Annotated in this window: 11 protein-coding genes; 1 reads left to right on the top strand and 10 read right to left on the bottom strand. The window is 71.0% G+C overall.

Annotated features, from left to right (window positions below):
• Positions 1-15 precede the first annotated feature (15 nt).
• From ACFPIH_RS50410 to ACFPIH_RS50380, 7 genes are all read right to left on the bottom strand, one after another.
• Positions 16-729 carry a glycoside hydrolase family 12 protein gene (locus ACFPIH_RS50410; RefSeq protein WP_381186200.1) on the bottom strand — a complete coding sequence of 238 codons (714 nt, stop codon included), beginning with the start codon at positions 727-729 and terminating at the stop codon, positions 16-18.
• 36 nt (positions 730-765) lie between these two features.
• Entirely contained in the window at positions 766-2,988 is a 2,223-nt protein-coding gene (locus ACFPIH_RS50405; protein ID WP_381186196.1) for a glycosyl hydrolase family 95 catalytic domain-containing protein, read from the bottom strand.
• Positions 2,985-4,967, bottom strand: a complete 1,983-nt coding sequence (locus tag ACFPIH_RS50400; RefSeq protein ID WP_381186193.1) for a beta-galactosidase — start codon at positions 4,965-4,967, stop codon at positions 2,985-2,987. The genes ACFPIH_RS50405 and ACFPIH_RS50400 overlap by 4 nt, the downstream gene beginning before the upstream one ends.
• On the bottom strand, positions 4,967-7,156 hold the full coding sequence (locus tag ACFPIH_RS50395; RefSeq protein WP_381186190.1) for a WD40/YVTN/BNR-like repeat-containing protein: 2,190 nt from the start codon (positions 7,154-7,156) through the stop codon (positions 4,967-4,969). The genes ACFPIH_RS50400 and ACFPIH_RS50395 overlap by 1 nt, the downstream gene beginning before the upstream one ends.
• Before the next feature lie 239 nt (positions 7,157-7,395).
• The gene (locus ACFPIH_RS50390; RefSeq protein WP_381186187.1) at positions 7,396-8,331 is read right to left on the bottom strand and encodes a carbohydrate ABC transporter permease; all 936 of its coding nucleotides are present in this window, start codon (positions 8,329-8,331) and stop codon (positions 7,396-7,398) included.
• Complete coding sequence (locus ACFPIH_RS50385; RefSeq protein ID WP_381186184.1) at positions 8,328-9,371, bottom strand: ABC transporter permease; 1,044 nt, start codon at positions 9,369-9,371, stop codon at positions 8,328-8,330. Before ACFPIH_RS50385 ends, ACFPIH_RS50390 begins: the two co-directional genes overlap by 4 nt.
• A gap of 25 nt (positions 9,372-9,396) precedes the next feature.
• Positions 9,397-11,097 (bottom strand): extracellular solute-binding protein, encoded by a 1,701-nt coding sequence (locus ACFPIH_RS50380; RefSeq protein WP_381186181.1) that lies wholly within the window; start codon positions 11,095-11,097, stop codon positions 9,397-9,399.
• Positions 11,098-11,431: 334 nt separating this feature from the next.
• Between ACFPIH_RS50380 and ACFPIH_RS50375 the strand changes: the two genes are divergently transcribed.
• Positions 11,432-14,293: a glycoside hydrolase family 3 C-terminal domain-containing protein gene (locus ACFPIH_RS50375; protein WP_381186178.1), complete on the top strand. Its 2,862-nt coding sequence runs from the start codon at positions 11,432-11,434 to the stop codon at positions 14,291-14,293.
• Positions 14,294-14,411: 118 nt separating this feature from the next.
• On the opposite strand, the gene ACFPIH_RS50370 is transcribed toward ACFPIH_RS50375, so the two are convergent.
• The 3 genes from ACFPIH_RS50370 to ACFPIH_RS50360 all read right to left on the bottom strand — a co-directional run bounded on the left by ACFPIH_RS50370 (position 14,412) and on the right by ACFPIH_RS50360 (position 18,342).
• Entirely contained in the window at positions 14,412-15,857 is a 1,446-nt protein-coding gene (locus ACFPIH_RS50370; RefSeq protein ID WP_381186176.1) for an aldehyde dehydrogenase family protein, read from the bottom strand.
• 117 nt (positions 15,858-15,974) lie between these two features.
• Positions 15,975-16,658, bottom strand: coding sequence for a phosphatase PAP2 family protein (locus tag ACFPIH_RS50365; RefSeq protein WP_381186173.1), 684 nt, complete (start codon positions 16,656-16,658; stop codon positions 15,975-15,977).
• 13 nt (positions 16,659-16,671) lie between these two features.
• Positions 16,672-18,342, bottom strand: coding sequence for a glycosyltransferase family 2 protein (locus tag ACFPIH_RS50360; protein ID WP_381186170.1), 1,671 nt, complete (start codon positions 18,340-18,342; stop codon positions 16,672-16,674).
• Between the last annotated feature and the right edge of the window lie 31 nt (positions 18,343-18,373).

Below are 18,373 nucleotides of genomic sequence, written 5' to 3'. Positions count from 1 at the left end.
ACCTCGGCGCCGACGTCAGCTGCTGCTGACGGTCAGGCTGTTGGCCTGGAAGTCCAGGCCGCCGGAGGACGAGGTGATCTCGAAGCCGAACTGCACGTCACCGATGGTCTCGTTGCCGAACCAGCCCTTCGTGTCCTTGATCCACTTGAGGATCGGAAGGATGTTGACGGTGCCGGACGACGAGTCGGACGTGCGCAGGAACGAGAACACCTCGTTCGCGCCGTTGTTGCCCTTGTAGACGGTCCAGGTGTGACCGCCGAGGGTGACGGTCCCCTGGGAGGTGCCGAGGGGACCGACGGCGCCGTTGTAGTTCACCCAGAGCATGATCTCGTAGTCGTAGTCCGTGTCCCAGATGTCGTACGACGTGTTGTACGCGCCCGACGACGGGACCGTGACGTTGTAGCTGCTGGAGAGCGAACCGAGCGAGGTGATCGTCTTGTTGACCACCTTCTTGGAGTTGGGGTACGACTTGATGCCGCCGGTGTTGGGGTGGTTGGCCCACACTCCCCAGTTGGTACCGGAGTTGGCCCAGATGCACTGGCTGCCGGCGCCGGAGCCCCAGATGTTGTTGTAGAGGGTGTAGCCGTTCAGGCTGGTGTTGCCCCACTGGTCGCAGGAGTTCCAGACGGCGGCCGAGGCGGGCGAGGAGGCGAGGCCGACGGTGACGCCGAGGGCCAGGGCGGGGGCGAGCAGGGCCTTGGCGACCCTGCCGAGCGTGCGTGTTGCCATGGGGTCCCTTTCCATGGGTGGGGGGAGGAAGCTGGGCTACCGCGACCCCAGGGTGAGGACGCGGTCTTCTCCGGCGACGAGGTCGAGCGGCTCCGCGTCGCCGGCGGAAGTCCGGACTTCGATGCGGTGGGTGCGGGTGGGCCGGATGACGGCCGTGGCACGGTCGGGGCTCCAGGAGAGGTCGACCTGGGCGCCGAACCGGGTGCGCACGCCCCGCAGTTCACCCGCCGGCAGTGCGGGCGGGAGTGCGGGGAGCAGTACCAGCCGGTCGGGGGTGGAGTGGACGAGCGCCTCGATCAGCACGGCGGGCAGGGTGTGCGCGGCGTCGGCGTTGTAGACGTCGCGGTGGGGGTAGTGGGCGCTCATCAGGGAGGCGTGGAAGAAGTCGCCGTCGAGGACCTGCGCGAGGGCGTGGGCGACCCGGTGGCCGTCGCGCAGACGGGCGGCGATCAGCGCGTGGTGGAGATGGCCGTGCGCGGAGTCGTTCTCGGCGCCGCGCAGTTCGAGGGCCCGGTGGGCGGCGGCGGCCAGGCGCGGGGTGTCGTAGGGGTTGATCTCGTCGAGCGGCCAGACGGCGTAGAGGTGGCTGAGGTGGCGGTGGTCGTAGGTGTCGTCGAGGCCGGTCCTGGCCCATTCGGCGAGGGCGCCGTCGGCGTTGACGCGGTGCGGCGGGAGACGGTCGGCGAGGGCGCGCCATCGGGCGGCCTCCGCCGGGTGGTGGTCGGCCGCCGTGAGCAGCGCGTGCCGGGCGGCGGAGAGGTCCATGGCCGCGTCGACCGCGCCCCAACTCGCGTTCGCGGGGCGGTTCTCCGGTGAGTAGGAGGGGACGACGACGAGGTGGCCGTCCGGGTCGGTGCGGGTCAGGAAGTCCTCGTAGAACAGGGCGACTTCGGCGAGCGCGGCGGCGGTGTGCGGATCGCGGGTGCCATGCGTCTCGTCGTGGTCGACCAGGGGTTTGAGCAGCCAGTCGGCGCCGGCGGTCCACAGGTGCAGCGGGTATTCACGGCTGAAGTGGTACGACAACCCGGACTCGCCGTCGCTGTGCGCGGGAGCGACCGTGCCCCGGGTCCCGAAGACCGTGCGGGCGTTCTCCCGCCAGTCGTCGGCCTGACGATAAATCAAAGAGGCCAGTGCCACGGTGACTTCGGGAAGTGCGGCGGCGGTCGCGGAGGCCGTCTGAAGGTTGAGGTTGGCGTCGTTGGTGAACCCCCCGGACCAGGCGGTGTCCCAGTCGCCGGTCCACAGGCCGGTCAGGCGGGGCGGGTTGAGGCCGCTCGCGGAGAGCAGGTGGTAGCGGCCGGCGGCGAAGAGGCGCTCCAGGAGGGCCGTACTGCGCGGACGCTTGAGCAACTCCGAGCCGGACAGGGCGCGTTCGGCCGGGTCGGCGCGCAGGTCGAGGGTGACGCGCTGGTAGGCCGTGCGGTGGAGGGGGAGGTGCCGGGCGAGGAGGTCGTCGTAGGAGGGCGGCAGGCCGGTGAGGGCGCGCCGCTCCTCGGTGACGTCCAGTTCGCCGGTGTGCCGGCGCACCCTCGTGAGGAGGAGGACCGACTCGGCTCCGGTGACCCGCAGGCCCGGGAGCGTGAGGTCGGTGCGACCGCCGGTGACCACGACGAGGGTGGTGCCCGTGTACGCGCGGTCGCTGCCGGGGTAGCGGGCGCGCAGGGTGAGCAGCGCGCCGTCCGCGGTACGCGCCGCGCTGTGGCCGACGGCCAGGTCGGCGGGGGCGCCGGGCAGCCGGTGGTCGAGGGAGATCTCCAAGTCGGTGTCACCCAGGGTGACTTGCTGCACGATCACGTCGTCGGCGCGGGAGACGAAGACCCGGCTGGTCCGGCCGGCGCGGGTGGCGGTGGTCTCGCCGGTGGTGAAGTCGACGGCGCGGTGGTAGCGGTGCGCGTCGTGCTTCCGGGCGGCGGAGCGCAGTCGTACCTGGAAGGCGGGGTGGAAGGGCTGGACCCACTGCAGGGGGCGGTGATCGGTGAAGCTCTCGGCGGCGGTGAGGTCGCCGGCCAGCAATCTGTCCTGGAGGGCGGGGAGTTCGTCGGCGAGCCGCGGTGGGCGGGCGTGTTCGGCGCCGTTGGGGCGGACCAGGGTGTGATGGGTGACGATGACGCGTTCGTCGTTCGGTTCGCCGAACATGAGGGTGCCGTGGTGGCCGTTACCGCTGAGGTAGGCGTCCTCCCAGCGGGTGGCGGGGTGGGGCTCCCAGGTGCCGTGCACGGGATGAGTAGTGGCCTCGTCGGTCGTGGGGGCGTTGGTCATGGTCGCAACACCACCACGCCGTACCGGTCGAGGGTGGCCCGCTCGGTGATCTTGTCGCCGGTGAGCAGATCGGTGTGGGTGCCCGGGACGTCGACGGTCACCGGCTCGCGGCCGTGGTTCAGCAGGAAGAGCAGCTCACCGCGCCGGACCGCCTCGACCCGCTCCGGCAGAGCGTCGAGAACCGGGCGGACCCCGGCCCCGGCGGCGATCCGGACGAGGAGGCCGCGCAGCGCGTCGGGCTCGGGGAGGGTGGAGACGTACCAGGCGCGGTCGCGGCGCAGTACGGCGGGCAGGCCGTCGAGTTCGCCGCCCCGGTACGCGGCTTCGACGGCGGCCTCCTCGGTCTTCTCGATCTCCTCCGACCACAGGGTCCCGCGGAAGCCCTCGGCCTCGATGCTCTCCTCCGCCTCCAGCGGCCACCACTCGTGCAGGACCCGGATGCCGAACAGCTCGCGCAGCCGGGGGTCCATGCCGCCGGGGCGGACCCGGTCGTCCTCGTCGGCGACGCCGGTGAGGAAGCCGGCGACGAGGGTGCCGCCGCCCCGGACGTACCCGAGGAGGTTGTCGATCGCCGCGTCCGTCAGCGCGTACAACTGCGGTACGACGACCAGCCGGTAGCCGGTGAGGTCGTGCTCGGGGTGGGCGAAGTCGGTGGTGAGGTGGGCCTCCCACAGGGCGCGGTGCCAGGCGTGGAGTACGGCCGGGTGGTCGACGCGGGTGGAGGGGCGGCCGTCCTGGGCGGCGGCCCACCAGGCGTGCCAGTCGTGCAGGACCGCGATGTCGGCATGGATGTGGCTGCCCGTCACCTCGCCTGCGATGCGGGCGAGTTCCGCGCCCAGTCGCTTGACCTCCTGGAAGGTACGGCCCTGCTCCCCCGCGTGGCTGACCATCCCGGAGTGGAACTTCTCGGCGCCCTGGCGGGACTGGCGCCACTGGAAGTAGCAGACGGCGTCCGCGCCGCGGGCCACGGCCTGAAGGGACCAGAGACGGTTGAGGCCCCGCGGCTTGGGGTGGTTGACCCCGCGCCAGTTGACCGGTCCGGCCGCCTGCTCCATCAGCATCCAGGGACCGCGCGCCTGCGAGCGGGTCAAGTCCTGGACGAGGGCGCCGTGTTGGGCGCCGAGGGGGTCGCGCGGATCGGGGTAGAGGTCGACGGAGACGACGTCCTCCTCCTCGGCCCAGCGCCAGGCGTCCTGGCCGAAGAACAGCGGCATGAAGTTGGTGGTGACCGGGATGTGCGGGGTGTGCCGGGCGACGATGTCCCGCTCGGCGGTGTAACACTCCAGGAGCATGTCGGAGGTGAAGCGCCGGAAGTCCAGCACCTGGGTGGGGTTCCTCAGGTAGTGCGGGGTGCGGGGCGGCAGGATGCCGTCCCAGGTGTCGTAGCCCTGGCTCCAGAACGCCGTTCCCCAGGCGGTGTTGAGGGCGTCGAGGGTGCCGTACCGCGCGCGCAGCCAGCGGCGGAAGCGGACGGCGGCCTCGTCGCCGTGGTCGGCCGTGCAGTACTCGTTGTTGATGTGCCACATGGTGAGGGCGGGGTGTCCGGCGTAGCGGGCGGCGAGTTCCTCGGTGATGACGCGGGCGTGGCTGCGGTAGGCGGCGCTGGAGTGGGAGAAGTGCTGCCGGCCGCCCCACCACTCGACACGGCCGTCCTCGGTGCGGGGCAGGGAGTCGGGGTGGAGACGGCCCAGCCAGGGCGGCGGCGAGGAGGTGGGGGTGGCGAGGACGACGCCGATGCCGTTGTCGTGCATCAGGTCCATCAGCCGGTCCAGCCAGCCGAACTCCCGTGCTCCCGGCCGGGGTTCGAGCTTCGACCAGGAGAAGACGCCGAGGGTGACGGAGTTGACGCCGGCGTCGCGCATCAGGCGGGCGTCCTCGTGCCAGGTCTCCTCGGGCCACTGCTCGGGGTTGTAGTCGCCGCCGAAGAGGATGCGGCCACGGGTGGCGTCGGCGAGGCTCGGCTTTCCGCGGCCGGGCATTACACGGGCTCCCCGTACTGGATGCCACGGCCGTTGGTGGCGACGTAGACGCGGCCGTAGAGCCGCGGGTCGGCGGCGATGGTCGCGCCGATCCAGCCCCACTGGTGCTGGTCGTCGTTGACCCGCACCCAGCTCTTCGCGCCGTCGTCGGAGCGGTACACGGCGGTGATCGCCTCCGTGGCGCCGACCTGGTAGACCGCCGGATAGCCGGCGCCGTCGGCGGCCCTGCCGAAGGCCAGGGTGTACGAGGCCCAGCAGCTGGTCAGCCCGGTGAAGCTCGCGCCGCCGTCGGTGGACCGGTACAGGCCGTTCCACTTGGTGCTCAGCCACAGGTCACCGGAGCGCCCCGGGGCCGCGGCCAGCTGGAACTGGCTGTCGCCGGCGGGCAGTCCGCTCGCGCGCCCGGTGAAGGTGAGGCCGCTGTCGGTGCTGGCGAACAGGGTTCCGGTGTCGGTGTCGTAGGCGTAGAAGCGCGTCGGGTCGGCCGGGTCGGCGAGCGGGGTGGCGCCCTTGGGGAAGGAGGAGACCTCGGACCAGGTCGCTCCGTTGTCCGTGGAGCGCTGGGCGGGGTACTTGGTGCCGTCCCAGTGCACGAAGGTCCACAGCAGCACGCTGCCGTCGGTGTTGGTGGCGATCGGCCCGGGGGCGTCCTTGGCGAGGGCGGGCTGCGCCGCGAAGGGCACCCAGCTCTTCCCGCCGTCGTTCGAACAGGCGCCGTTGCCGTGGTCGCCCCAGCCGGTGCGCACGACGTACGAGGGCTTGGCGGCGGCCTGGGCGAGGCCGGTCACGGTCCCGAACACGGGGTTGGACGCCATGCCCCGGGACGGCGAGGCCGTGAGCCGCTCGTGGTACATCACACCGACGTCCCCGAGACCGCTGATCAGGTGTGCCTCCCCGGTGGGGGGCGAGATCAGCTGACGTACGGAGGTCTCCTCCAGGCCGCGGATCTGCGGGGCCCAGTGCTTCAGGTCCCGGGTGCCGTAGAGGGTGGCGCCGGTGCCGAAGACGATGTGCTTCGAGTCGTACGGGTCGACGGCGACGGCCTGGATCCACCAGCCGAACTTGGCCTCGTCGCCGCCGAAGGTCAGGAACGGGGTCTCGGACACGTCGAGGACCGCCGAGTCCTTCAGGGACGTCCAGGTGCGGCCGCCGTTCGTGGTCCGGTACAGGGTGTCGACCGCCGACCAGCGGTTGTTGGTGGAGACGACGACCGTGCCGGGGCGGCGGGCGTCCACGGCGGCGCCTCCGTAGCCGAAGGTGTCACTGCCCGCGGGCTTGACCGGGGTCACGTCGGTCCACTTGCCGCTCGTGGTCGCCAGCTTGTGCACGCTGCCGTCCGCCTGGTTGTTGGGGCCGGGGGCGTTCGCGTACGTCACGTACAGCTCGCGGGTATGGCAGTCGTACGCGACGCGGACCGGGACCTTGGCGGAGGTGCCGGTCGGCTGTCCGGGGACGGCTTCCCAGGTCGTGCCGCCGTCGGCGGTCCGGTAGAGGTTCACGGACCCCGCCGTGCCGTCGGAGTCGCCCCAGCCGGCGTAGAGGATGCGGCCGGCGGCGACGAGGAGGGTGACGCCCTGTCCGCTCGCGCTCGGGGTGGCGGGGAAGCCGTCGGCTGCCGCCCAGGTGGCGCCCCGGTCGGTCGACTTGAGCAGTCCGTCGTGCCGCGTCCCCAGCCACAGCGTGTCGCTGTCCCGCGGGTCGACGAGGAGGCGCTCTCCCGTGCCCCGGCCGTCCTCGTTGCCGCCGAGCTTCACGGTGAGGTCGGTGCGGGTCCAGGTGGCGCCGCGGTCCTCGGAGCGGAGGACCGCGCCGTTTCCGGCCCAGGACTGGGCGTAGGTGCCGAGGGCGAGGTAGAGCCGGTTGGGGTGGGCGGGGTCGACGGCGAGGGCCTCCACGCCGAGGAGGTTCCAGTCGTCCCAGCCGAGGTGGTCGGTGAGGGGGGTCCAGCGGGCGGATCTCTCGTCCCAGCGGTAGGCACCGCCGATGTCGGTGCGGGCGTAGGCCAGGCCGCGGACCGTGGGATGGAAGAGGACGCCGGTGACGAAGCCGGTGCCGCCGATGACCGCGTTGCGCCAGCGGTAGGCGGGGGTGCCTCCGGTGGTGGCTGCGGTTGCCTGCGCGGCGGGGAGGGCGGTGAGTGCGGCGGCGGCAGCGGTACCGGCGAGGACGGTGCGGCGGGTGACGTGCATGGGGGTACCTCGGGGGGTCGTAGAAAGTGAACGTGGGTTGCGCTGAGGGGGGTGCGCTCGCCCGCGCCGGCGGGGTACCGCTGCGCCCACCCGTGCCGCCTGGGGGTCCCCCCAGGCCCTTAAGGCACTGGGGGAGGCACGACTGCCCGCAGCTGAGTACCCAAGGGGCGCGGGGCTGTTCTCGACATGCGGCTCCGCCGCGTGGGCGCGACCAGCCCCCACCGGCCCGCAGCCGGGACTCAGCCCTTGACCGCCCCGGTGAGCATCCCCTTCTTGAAGTGCTTCTGGACGAACGGCGACAGCACGGCGACCGGCAGCAGTGCCATCACCATCACCGCCATCTGCACGGCCAGCCCCGACAGCTGCCCCGTCTTGATCGCCTGCCCCAGCCCGACCGGCGCCTCCTGCTTCTGCACCAGCTGGATCATGACGTTCTGCAGCGGCATCATGTCCTGGTCGTTGAGGTACAGCGACGCGTTGAACCAGGCGCTCCAGTACCCGACCGCGTAGAACAGCGTGATGACGGCCAGGACCGCCCTCGACAGCGGCATGACGATCTGCCAGAGGATCCGGAAGTCCCCCGCCCCGTCGATCCGCGCGCTGTCGATGAGCTCCTGCGAGATCCCCATGAAGAAGCCCCGCAGGACGAGGATGTTGAACACGCTGATCGCGCTGGGGAGGATCAGCGCGAGGTAGGAGTCCGTGAGGCCGAGCGACTGCACCAGCAGATAGGTCGGAATCAGGCCGGCGCTGAAGAACATCGTCGCCAGCAGGACCATCAGGATCCAGCGGTGGCCGAGGGATCCCGTGCGGGAGAGGCCGTAGGCGCACAGGACGGAGACGCCCATCGAGAAGAGCGTGCCGACAAGGGTGATCAGGACGCTGATGAGCGCGGCACGGGTGACCTGTCCGCCGCTGAGCAGTTCCCGGTAGGCGATGAAGGTGATCCCCTTGGGCACCATCACCAGGCCGCCGGCCTCGTCGATGGTCTTCCGCGGGGAGAGGCTGGTGACGACGACGATCCACAGCGGGAAGAGGATCGCCAGACAGGCGAAGGCCAGGGCGATGCCCTTGCCCGCGAGGCCGGCCCTGCTGGGCTCCTCCTCCCACGCGGGCCGCGGCGGCGGGGCCCACCGGTTGGGTGTGGGCACGGGCTTGTCGATCACGGCGGTCATTTCTTGTACACCCCCTGCTCGCCCATGAGATGGGCCACCTTGTTCGCGACGAGCACCAGGCCGAGGCTGATGACGCCCTTGATCAGACCGGCGGCGGCCGCGTAGCCGAAGTCCTGGTTGCGGACGCCGTTCCACCACACGAAGGTGTCGAGGACCTCCGACGCCCCTGGCCCGACCGCGTCGCGCTGGAGCAGGATCTGTTCGAAGCCGACCGTCAGCGCGTCACCCACCCGCAGCACCAGCAGCAGCGCGATCACCGGACGCAGGGCCGGAAGCGTCACGTGCCACATGCGGCGCCAGCGGTTCGCGCCGTCCATCGCGGCGGCCTCGTACAGGTCGGGGTTGACCGAGGCCAGCGCGGCGAGGAAGACGATGATGCCCCAGCCGGCGTCCTTCCAGACGCTCTGTGCGGTGATCAGGAACTTGAAGGTCTCCGGGTCGGTCATGATGTCGATGCCGTCGTACCCGTGCTGCCGCAGCAGCTGCGAGAGGATGCCCGCGCCGCCGAACAGCTGCTGGAACACGGCGATGACCAGTACCCAGGAGAAGAAGTGCGGCAGGTAGAGGATCGCCTGCGACACCGCCCGCACCCGGGGCCTGACCACGCTGTTGATGAGCAGCGCGAGCCCGATCGGGATCGGGAAGTAGAGCACGAGCTGGAGGAAGAACAGTACGAGGGTGTTCTGGACGGCACTCCAGAAGGCCGAGTCCTCGAAGAGCCGCTGGAAGTTCTCCAGCCCCACCCAGGGGCTGTGGAGGATGGAGACGATCCCGTTGTCGCTGATGTAGGGGTCGTAGTCCTGGAAGGCGACCACGTTGCCGAGGATCGGCAGGTAGTTGAAGAGCAGGAGCAGGGCGACCGCGGGCAGCGTCATCAGCAGCAGGACGCGGTCGCGTCTGAACCTGATCCGCAGACTCAGCTTCCCGGAGGACCGTTTCCTCTTCTTCCCCCCGGGGCCGGTGGCGCCGCCGGACGCCACCGGGGTCTTGTCCGTCTCGTCGGCCTCGGCCCTGCTCCGAGGCACCGTGCTGTGCGACACGGCCGTTCTCCTCGCCTCGCTGCCGTCAGCTCGTCGCCGTGCCGTTGTCGTCGAGCAGCTTCTGGTACCAGGCGCGCAGCTGGTCGCCGCCCTTGCTCTTCCAGTCGGAGACGGCCTGCTGCATGTCGCTGACCTTCTTGCGGCCGCGGACGATGTCGTCCTCCAGCTGCTCGAAGTCGTTGGAGAGGTTGGTCCATCGGTTGGGCTCGGTGATCTGCATGCCGTAGAAGGCGGACTTCTTGGTGAAGGCGCCCATCCGCTGCTGCCACTCGACCGCGCCCTTGGTGATGTCCGGGAAGTCGGGGTGGGCGATGGTCGGCGCCGGGCCCGCCACCATCACGAAGGCGTTGGCGACCTCCTGGTTGCCCTTGTCGTTCTTGACGGGCACCCCGTCCTTGACGGTGTAGTGCGTGCCCTCGACCCCGTAGTTGGTGAGCATGTACTCCTTGGTGCCGTACGGGGCGGCGGTGACGTTGGCGACGGCCAGCACGTCACGGATGACCGACTCGGAGGCCTTCTTGTTGACGAAGGCGAAGATGTTGGCCGGCTGGGTGGCGTAGATGACCGGGTCGGCGCCGCCGTGGCCGAAGATGTCCATGCCCCAGATCTGGAAGTCGGGGTTCTGGGCGGCCTGCGAGGCCTGCTGCCCCCACCAGCTGGAGATGTCGTTGTTGTAGATCAGGAACTCACCGGCGGCGAACTTGGTGCTCGGGTCGACGGCCTGGCTCTTGCCCAGCTTGAAGTCGGGGTGCACATACCCGGCGGCGAACAGCTTGCGGGTCCACTCCAGCGCTTCGAGGTAGGCGTCCAGCTCGATGCGGTTGACCAGCTTGCCGCCCTCAAGGATCCAGCCGAGCGGCTTCTCGCCGCCGGACGGCACCCCGAAGCTGTTGAAAGCGGTCCACTTCATGTCGCCGCAGGCCCACACCTTGGCCCTGGCGTTGGTGATGTCCTTGGCCAGCGCCGTGAACTCGTCCGTCGTCGTCGGGACCTCGTACCCCTCCTTGTCGAAGAGGTCCTTGCGGTAGAAGGGCACGATGTTGGTGACGTACGGGGACGGCATCGGCAGGCCGCGCAGCTTGCCGCCGAAGATCGAGCGCTGCCAGGCGTCGGTCGGGATCGCCGCGAGGTTCGGGTACTCCTTGACCTTGTCGCCGGACAGATAGGGGCCCAGGTCGGCGAACTTGCTGAGGATGGCGCTGGGTATCTTGCCGCCCATGTTCCAGCCGGGGACGACCACCACGTCGGGAACGTCGCTGGAGGCGAGGACCGCGCCGAGCTTCTGGTCGTAGGTGTTGCCGTCCTGGTTCTGCCAGGCGACGTCGACGCCTATGAGGCTGTTCATCGCCGTGTAGTAGGGGTTGCCGTCCTTCGGCGGCGAGCCCCAGAACGGCGACATGATGGTGACCTTGCCGCCCTTGCCGAGCTTCTTGGGCACCGAGGTCTTCAGGCCGGCCAGGTCGAGCTTGCTCATGAAGCCGACCGCGGAGCCGTTCTTGGACGGGATGTCGGGCGTCACCACGTTGGAGGCGACGTACACCGGGAGGATCTTCTTGGCGTCCTTGCCCGAGGTGGTGCCGTCGCGCGAGCCGCTGTCCGTGCCACCGCAGGCGGACAGCAGCGGCATCCCTCCCGCCACCGCTGCGGTGGCGACCGCCGTGGAGGCGAGGAAGCTTCTCCGGCTCGGGCCGGAGCCCGAAGAGGCGGAAGCGGCGTTCGGCGTCATTGCGTCAACCCTTCATGGCGCACCAGGACACCCGGCGGTGGCCGTCGGCTGCGGTGTCTCGAGTGGATCTGGCTGAGCTGAAGCGATTCTCCGCCCCAGACCTGACTGTCCTCGGGGCTCTTCGTCGAAGCGCTTCGATGTTGCTGCGAGGTTAAGTGAAGGGGAGGGGGCGCACAAGGGTCGTATCCAAGATTCCTCCGATGCATCGGGGGTGACCTGTTCTTATACGCCACTTGAAATAGCGGTGAGGTCTCTTGACACCCACCCCGCTGTCGAATGAGCATCGAAGCGCTTCGAAAGAGCCCTCCTCGCTCCAGCGCAAAGGGATCCCCACGTGACCGCACCCACGCCGCCCACGCCGCCTTTCCGCGATCCGCACCTGCCGTTCGCGAAGCGCATCGACGACCTGCTGTCGCGCCTGACCCTGGACGAGAAGGTCTCCTTCCTGCACCAGTTCGCGCCCGCCGTCGAACGGCTCGGCGTCGCCGCGTTCCGCACCGGCCAGGAAGCCCTGCACGGGGTGGCGTGGATGGGCCCGGCGACGGTGTTCCCGCAGGCGGTCGGGCTGGGCGCGACCTGGAACACCGATCTCGTACGACGGGTCGGCGAGGCGGTGTCCAGGGAGGCCCGGGCGATGCGCGCCCGCGACGAGCGGGTGGGCCTCAACGTCTGGTCCCCCACCGTGAACCTGCTGCGCCACCCGCTGTGGGGCCGTAACGAGGAGGGCTACTCCGAGGACCCGAGGCTGACCTCGGCCATCGCCACCGCGTACACGCACGGCCTGCGCGGCGAGCACCCGACGTACTGGCGCACGGCCCCGGTGCTCAAGCACTGGCTGGCCCACAACAACGAGACCGGCCGGGACGTCACCTCCTCCTCGGTCCGCCCGCGCGTGCTGCACGAGTACGACCTGCGGGCCTTCCGCGCGACCGTCGAGGCGGGCGCGGTGGCCGGGGTGATGCCCGCGTACAACCTGGTCAACGGCCGCCCCAACCATGTCTCCCCGTATCTGCGCGAGCAGTTGCGGGCCTGGACGGAGGAGGATCTGCTGGTCTGCTCGGACGCGGGCGCGCCCTCCAACCTGGTCGACTCCGAGCACTACTTCGGCACCCACGAGGAGGCGACGGCGGCGGCGCTCCAAGCCGGCGTCGACAGCTTCACCGACCACGGCACGGACGGCTCGAAGATCACTGGCCGGGTCAAGGGGGCCCTGGAACAGGGACTGCTGACGGAGGCCGACGTCGACACGGCGGTCCGTCGCCAGCTCTCGGTGCGCTTCCGGCTGGGCGAGTTCGACCCGCACTACGATCCGCACGCGGGTACCGGCGAGTTCGACACCCCGGCCCACCGGGTGCTGGCCGGGGAGGCCGCCGAGCAGGCGGTCGTCCTGCTGCGCAACGACGGTGTGCTGCCGCTGGCCGCCGACACCCGGATCGCGGTGGTCGGACTGCTCGCCGACGAGTGCAAGCTCGACTGGTACAGCGGCACCCTGATCCACCGCTCCACTCCCCTGGAGGGCCTGTACGAGCGGTTCGGCGCGGAGCGCGTGGAGTTCGCGGAGGGCGTGGACCGCGTCCGGCTGCGCACGTCCGCCGGTGTGTTCCTCAAGGTCCCGCCCGCCCCCGAGGCCGCCGACGAGGCGCGCGGCGCCGAGGGCGCGCTGGACCCGGCGCTGCTGGCCGGCCGTACCGACCTGCCGCCGCTGACCACGGACGCCACCGGCACCGAGTTCGCGCTCGTCGACTGGGGCGAGGGCGTGCTGACACTGCGCGCGCCCGACGGCCGCTACCTCTCCGTAGCCGAGGACGGCTACCTGCGCGCCTCCGCCGACCAGCCGGGCGGCTGGATCGTCCAGGAGACGTTCCGCCTGGAACCCCAAGGGTCTGAACCCCACGGGAACGGTCACCTCCTGAGGCATCTGGGCACGGATCACCACGTCTCTGTCGCCGCCGACGGCGTGAAGGTTGCCTCATCGGACGACGAGAATCCGGAGGTTCTCGAACTGGTCGTCGTCGAGCGCGGCGAGGCCGCGGTGGCCCGGATCGCGGCCGCGGCGGACGTGGTCGTGGTGGTGGCGGGCAACGACCCGCACCTGGGCGGCCGGGAGACGGAGGACCGCACGACGCTGCGGCTCCCCGCCCAGCAGGAGCGGATCCTGGAGGCGGCACGCGCCGCGAACCCGCGCACGGTGCTGGCGCTGGTGTCGGCGTACCCGTACGCCTTCGCACCGGCCCCGCTGAGCGCGGTCCTGTGGACGGCCCACGGCGGCCAGGCGGCGGGCACCGCCCTGGCCCGGGTCCTCGCCGGTGACGTCTCCCCCGCCGGCCGCCTCCCGCAGACCTGGTACGCCGACGACTCCGACCTCCCCGACCTGCTCGACTACGACGTGATCGGCGCCCGCCAGACGTACCTGTACTTCGAGGGCCGTCCCCTCTTCCCCTTCGGGCACGGCCTGTCGTACGCCTCCTTCGGGTACGCCGGCCTGGCGGTGGAGGTCGGGGAGGAGACGGCCCGGATCTCGTTCTCCGTCACCAACACCGGGGACATGACCGCCGACGAGGTCGCCCAGCTCTACACCCGTGCCGTGGACCCGTCGGTCACCCGCCCGCGCCGTGAGCTGCTCGACCACCGCCGGTTCACCCTCGCCCCCGGCGCCACGGCCGCGCTGACCTTCGAAGTCCCGCTGTCCGCCTTCGCGTTCTGGGACGTGGCGCGGCAGGCATGGCGCCTGGAGCCCGGCCCCTACGACGTCCTGGTCGGCGGATCGAGCGAGGACGTCCGGCTGCGCGGCACCGTCGTCCTCGGCGGCGAACCGGCCACCCCGCGCCCGGTCCGTCGACGCGCCCTCGCGGCAGCCGACTTCGACGAGCAGAGCGGTACGGAGCTGGTCGACCTGACGAAGGTGTCCGGCGACGCGGTGACGCCCGCGGCCGGCGACTCGGGCGAACTGGTCTACCGCGCCTGCGACTTCGGCGCCGATACGACGGGGGTGACGGTGACGGTGGCCGGGGAGGGCACGGTGGAGCTGTCACTCGGCGGCGGCGCGGCCACGGCCCGGCTGACCCTCGACACGCCGACTCCCGGACCCTACGACTACGTCACCCTCGACGCGCCCTTCGCCGCCCGGGGCGTACACGACCTGCGCATCGGACTGCGCGGCCCGCTACGGCTCGCGCACGTCGGCTTCTCCGGCTGAGGGTCCGAGAGGCCGACGGCAGGAAGGGGCCCGGCACCGGAAGGCATCGGTGCCGGACCCCTTCGGGGACGGCGTGTGAGCGCCGAGCACGAGACTATATGAAAATGGTTACCGTTTACTAGAGCGCGAGGCCCGTCAGGACCAGCACCCGCTCGTACGTGTAGTCCTCCATCGCGAACTTCACGCCCTCGCGGCCCACACCCGACTGCTTGGCTCCGCCGTACGGCATCTGGTCGGCGCGGTAGGAGGGCACGTCGCCGACGACGACACCGCCGACCTCCAGCGCGCGGTGGGCGCGGAAGGCGGCCTGGAGGTCGTGGGTGAACACGCCCGCCTGGAGGCCGTACTTGGAGGAGTTGACGGCGGCGAAGGCGGCGGCCTCGCCGTCCACCCGCTGCACGGTGAGGACCGGTCCGAAGACCTCCTCGCAGGCGAGGGTGGTGTCGGCCGGTACGTCGGTGAGGACGGTCGGCGCGTAGGAGGCTCCGTCGCGCTTGCCGCCGGCCAGGAGGGACGCGCCCGCCGCGACGGCCTCGTCCACCCAGGTCTCGACGCGCTTGGCCGCTTCCTCGCTGACCAGCGGCCCGACGTCGGTCTTGTCGTCGGCCGGGTCGCCGGTGACCTGGGCCTCGACGGCGGCGACGATACGCGGCAGCAGCCGGTCGTACACGGACGCGTCCGCGATGACCCGCTGCACGGAGATGCAGGACTGGCCGCCCTGGTAGTTGGAGAAGGTCGCGATGCGGGTCGCGGCCCAGTCGAGGTCGGCGTCGGAGGCGTAGTCGCCGAGGACGACGGCCGCGCCGTTGCCGCCCAGCTCCAGGGTGCAGTGCTTGCGCGGCACCGAGTCCATGATCGCGTAGCCGACCTTCTCGGAGCCGGTGAAGGAGATGACCGGCAGGCGCTCGTCCTGGACGAGGGAGGGCATGCGGTCGTTGGCGACCGGCAGGATCGACCAGGAACCGGCGGGCAGCCCGGTCTCGGCGAGCAGTTCGCCGATGAGCAGGCCGGAGAGCGGGGTGGCCGGGGCGGGCTTGAGGATGATCGGCACCCCGGCCGCGATGGCCGGCGCGATCTTGTGGGCGCACAGGTTCAGCGGGAAGTTGAAGGGCGCGATGCCGAGGACGACGCCCTTGGGGAAGCGGCGGGTGAGCGCGAGCCGCCCCTGGCCGCCGAGGTCGGTGTCGAGCCGCTGGGCCTCACCGCCGTTGAACCGCCGGGCCTCCTCGGCGGCGAACCGGAACACGGAGACGGCGCGCCCGACCTCGCCCCGCGCCCACTTGATCGGCTTGCCGTTCTCGGCGGAGATGAGCCGCGCGATCTCCTCGGTGCGCTCGACGAGCCGCTTGCCGGCCAGGTCGAGTGCGGCGGCGCGGACGTGGGCCGGGGTGGCGGCGAACTCCTCGCGCACCGCGTACGCGGCGGCCACGGCCTCCTCGACCTGCGCGTCCGTCGGTACGCCGACCTTGCCGACGAGACGTCCGTCCCACGGGGAGGTGACGTCGAAGGTGTCCTCGCCGGCGACCTGGCGGCCGGCGAGCCAGAAGGCGTGAGTCGAAGTCATTGTCGAGTTCCCGGCCCTTCCTCATCAGAGGGATGTGCGGTGGCTTTCGTGGTCCACGGTAGGCGCGGTACGGCGCGCGGACGTTTGTCCGAGTCGTACGGATGGACACCCGTCACACTACGGATTGGCGCGGTCGGCGCCCGCGCTCCGCAGGAGCAGCCACAGCCCACCGAGCAGCACCGCACACAGGCACCAGCTGGCCACGACGTCCAGCGGCCAGTGGTAGCCGCGCCGTACGAGCCCGTAGGACACGGCGAGGACGAGCACCGCCGCCGTGCCGAACGCGATCCGCCGGTCACGAACGGACCGCAGCCAGGGCAGCAGGATCAGCACGGCGGAGCCGTACGCGATGGCGGCCGTCGCCGTGTGTCCGGAGGGGTAGTACCCGGTGGCGGGCGGCACGGCGGGCGTGCCGGGCCGGTCGGTCCACTCCTTCAGGGGTACGACGATCAGCGGCACCAGCGTCATCAGCAGAAACGCGGCGACGGGCGGCACCCACCAGCGCACCGCGCCCGCCGCCTGCCCCCGCCACGCGACGTACACCGCGACCGCCACCAGTATCGGCACCGCGATCTGCACGTTCCCCAGGTCGGACAGCAGCTCGGAGAACCGGTCGGGATGCACCAGGGCCCGGCTGGCCCGCGTGTCCAGCCGCAGCAGCGGCCCGTCCACGGCGACCTGCCAGGTGATCAGCACGAAGAGGAGCAGGGGCAGGGGCAGACCGAGGAGAAGGGCGCGCGGGGCCGGGGCGCCCTGTGCGGGGGGCGCGTCCTCGGTCTGCTGGTCGGGGCGGGTCGGCATGCGCTCCAGCTTGTCAGGAACGGCCGAGGCTCCGGCCGCCGAGGCGGCGGCCCAGGCCGCCCAGCCTTCTGCGCATCTGCCGCCTGAGCCGCTTCGGCAGCCACTTCTCCCGCCGGCCCCGCGAGGCGGCGGTGACGTCCAGGCTGAGGTTGCCGTAACCCAGGGTGTAGTACGGCTTGACCTGGAGGCCTCCGCTGCGGCCGCCGGTGGCCGCGGCGGCGCCGTCCGCCTTGCGGGCGCCGAATCTGCGCCGCGTGCTCAGGCCCTGGGTGCGGACGTTCAGGTACACGTCCCACACGCCCTTCGGCAGCGGGGCACCGTCCAGGGCCCTGGTGAGGTCGATCTCGGCGGTGAAGCCCGCGAGCGCGTCGTCGAGGGCGTGGCCCGGGGCGGCGTCGGGCAGCGGTGCGGGGCGGGTGGGGAGGCGCACCTCGCGGCCGTCGTCGCGCAGTCGCAGCACCAGTTCGGTGGCCGGCTCAGTGGTGGGTACGTTCTCGATGCGGCCGTAGCCGCGCAGCCGGAGTACGCCGCCGCGCCGGATCCGGCGCCATTCCACGGCGTCCAGCCGGTCGTCCTGGCGTAATTCGCCGGTGATGTCGTAGCAGGAGTCGGGGATGCCGGCCGTTCCGTCGCGGAAGTAGGGGTAGGCCGCGTAGGCGCGCCCGCCGTCCACGATCACTGCGGGTGCCGGCCGGCGCCGGCTCCGCTCCTCCTTCAGGAACTCGATGATCTCGAGCAGCTCCCGGTGCAGTCCGTGCCGTGCGCAGTGGGCGAAGAGGCGGTGCGGCGCCGTCATCCGCGCATCGAGTTCCGGGGTGTAGAAGGCGTCCAGCTGCTCCTTGACCATGTCCATGGCCTCGCGCCGGTCGCTTTCGTCCAGCAGGGGGAAGCGCCAGGAGAAGGAGTCCAGTAAGCCGCCCCTGAAGGTCCGCAGCAGCGCGGCGTCGCGCACGGGTCCGGGTTCGCTGTGGACGGCGATCGCGGCCATCAGGCGCCGGCCGACCTCGAAACGTTTCATCAGGTCGCTGAAGCCGCTGGTGATGTTGCCCTGGTCGTCGCGCTTGACCTTGTAGTAGCAGTCCTCGCTGGCGAGCACGGAGATCGTGGAGGCCTGGAGATACGCCTTGGTGACGAAGAGACGGTCCTCGCCGATGCGGATGTCCTCGTCGAAGCGCAGCCCGCGTTCGTCGAGGAACGAACGCCGGAAGAGCTTGTGCGGCGCCAGGGCGTTCCAGACGCGGGAGGTCGCCAGGTCGACGACGTCCTGGTCGGCCTCGAACATGGAGGTGGGCACGTTGCAGTCGACGCCCACATACTTGCCGAGCACCACGTCGGAGTGGTTGCGCTCGGCCATGTCGATCATCCGGCGCAGGGCGTGCGGGCCGAGGTGGTCGTCGGCGTCGAGGAAGAAGACGTAGCGGCCCCGGGCCAGTCCGAGAGCGACGTTGCGCGGGCCGCTCGGCCCTCCGGAGTTCGGCTGGTGGACGACGCGCACGAGGCCGGGATGCCCGGCGGCGAAGCGGTCGAGTTCCTTGTCGGTGCCGTCCGTGGACCCGTCGTCGACGGCCAGGCACTCGATTGTGTAGGCGCCCGGCGACTGCTCGACCACCGACTCCAGACAGCGAGTCAGATAGGGCATCGCATTGTACGCGCCGATGACGACTGTGACTGTGGGTTCCGACACCAATTCCCCCCCAGGAACTGTTCAGGACAGC

It is taken from the genome of Streptomyces vulcanius, from assembly GCF_042653945.1.
GTDB lineage: Bacteria > Actinomycetota > Actinomycetes > Streptomycetales > Streptomycetaceae > Streptomyces > Streptomyces mangrovi.
This window is presented reverse-complemented; position numbering and strand designations above follow the sequence as displayed.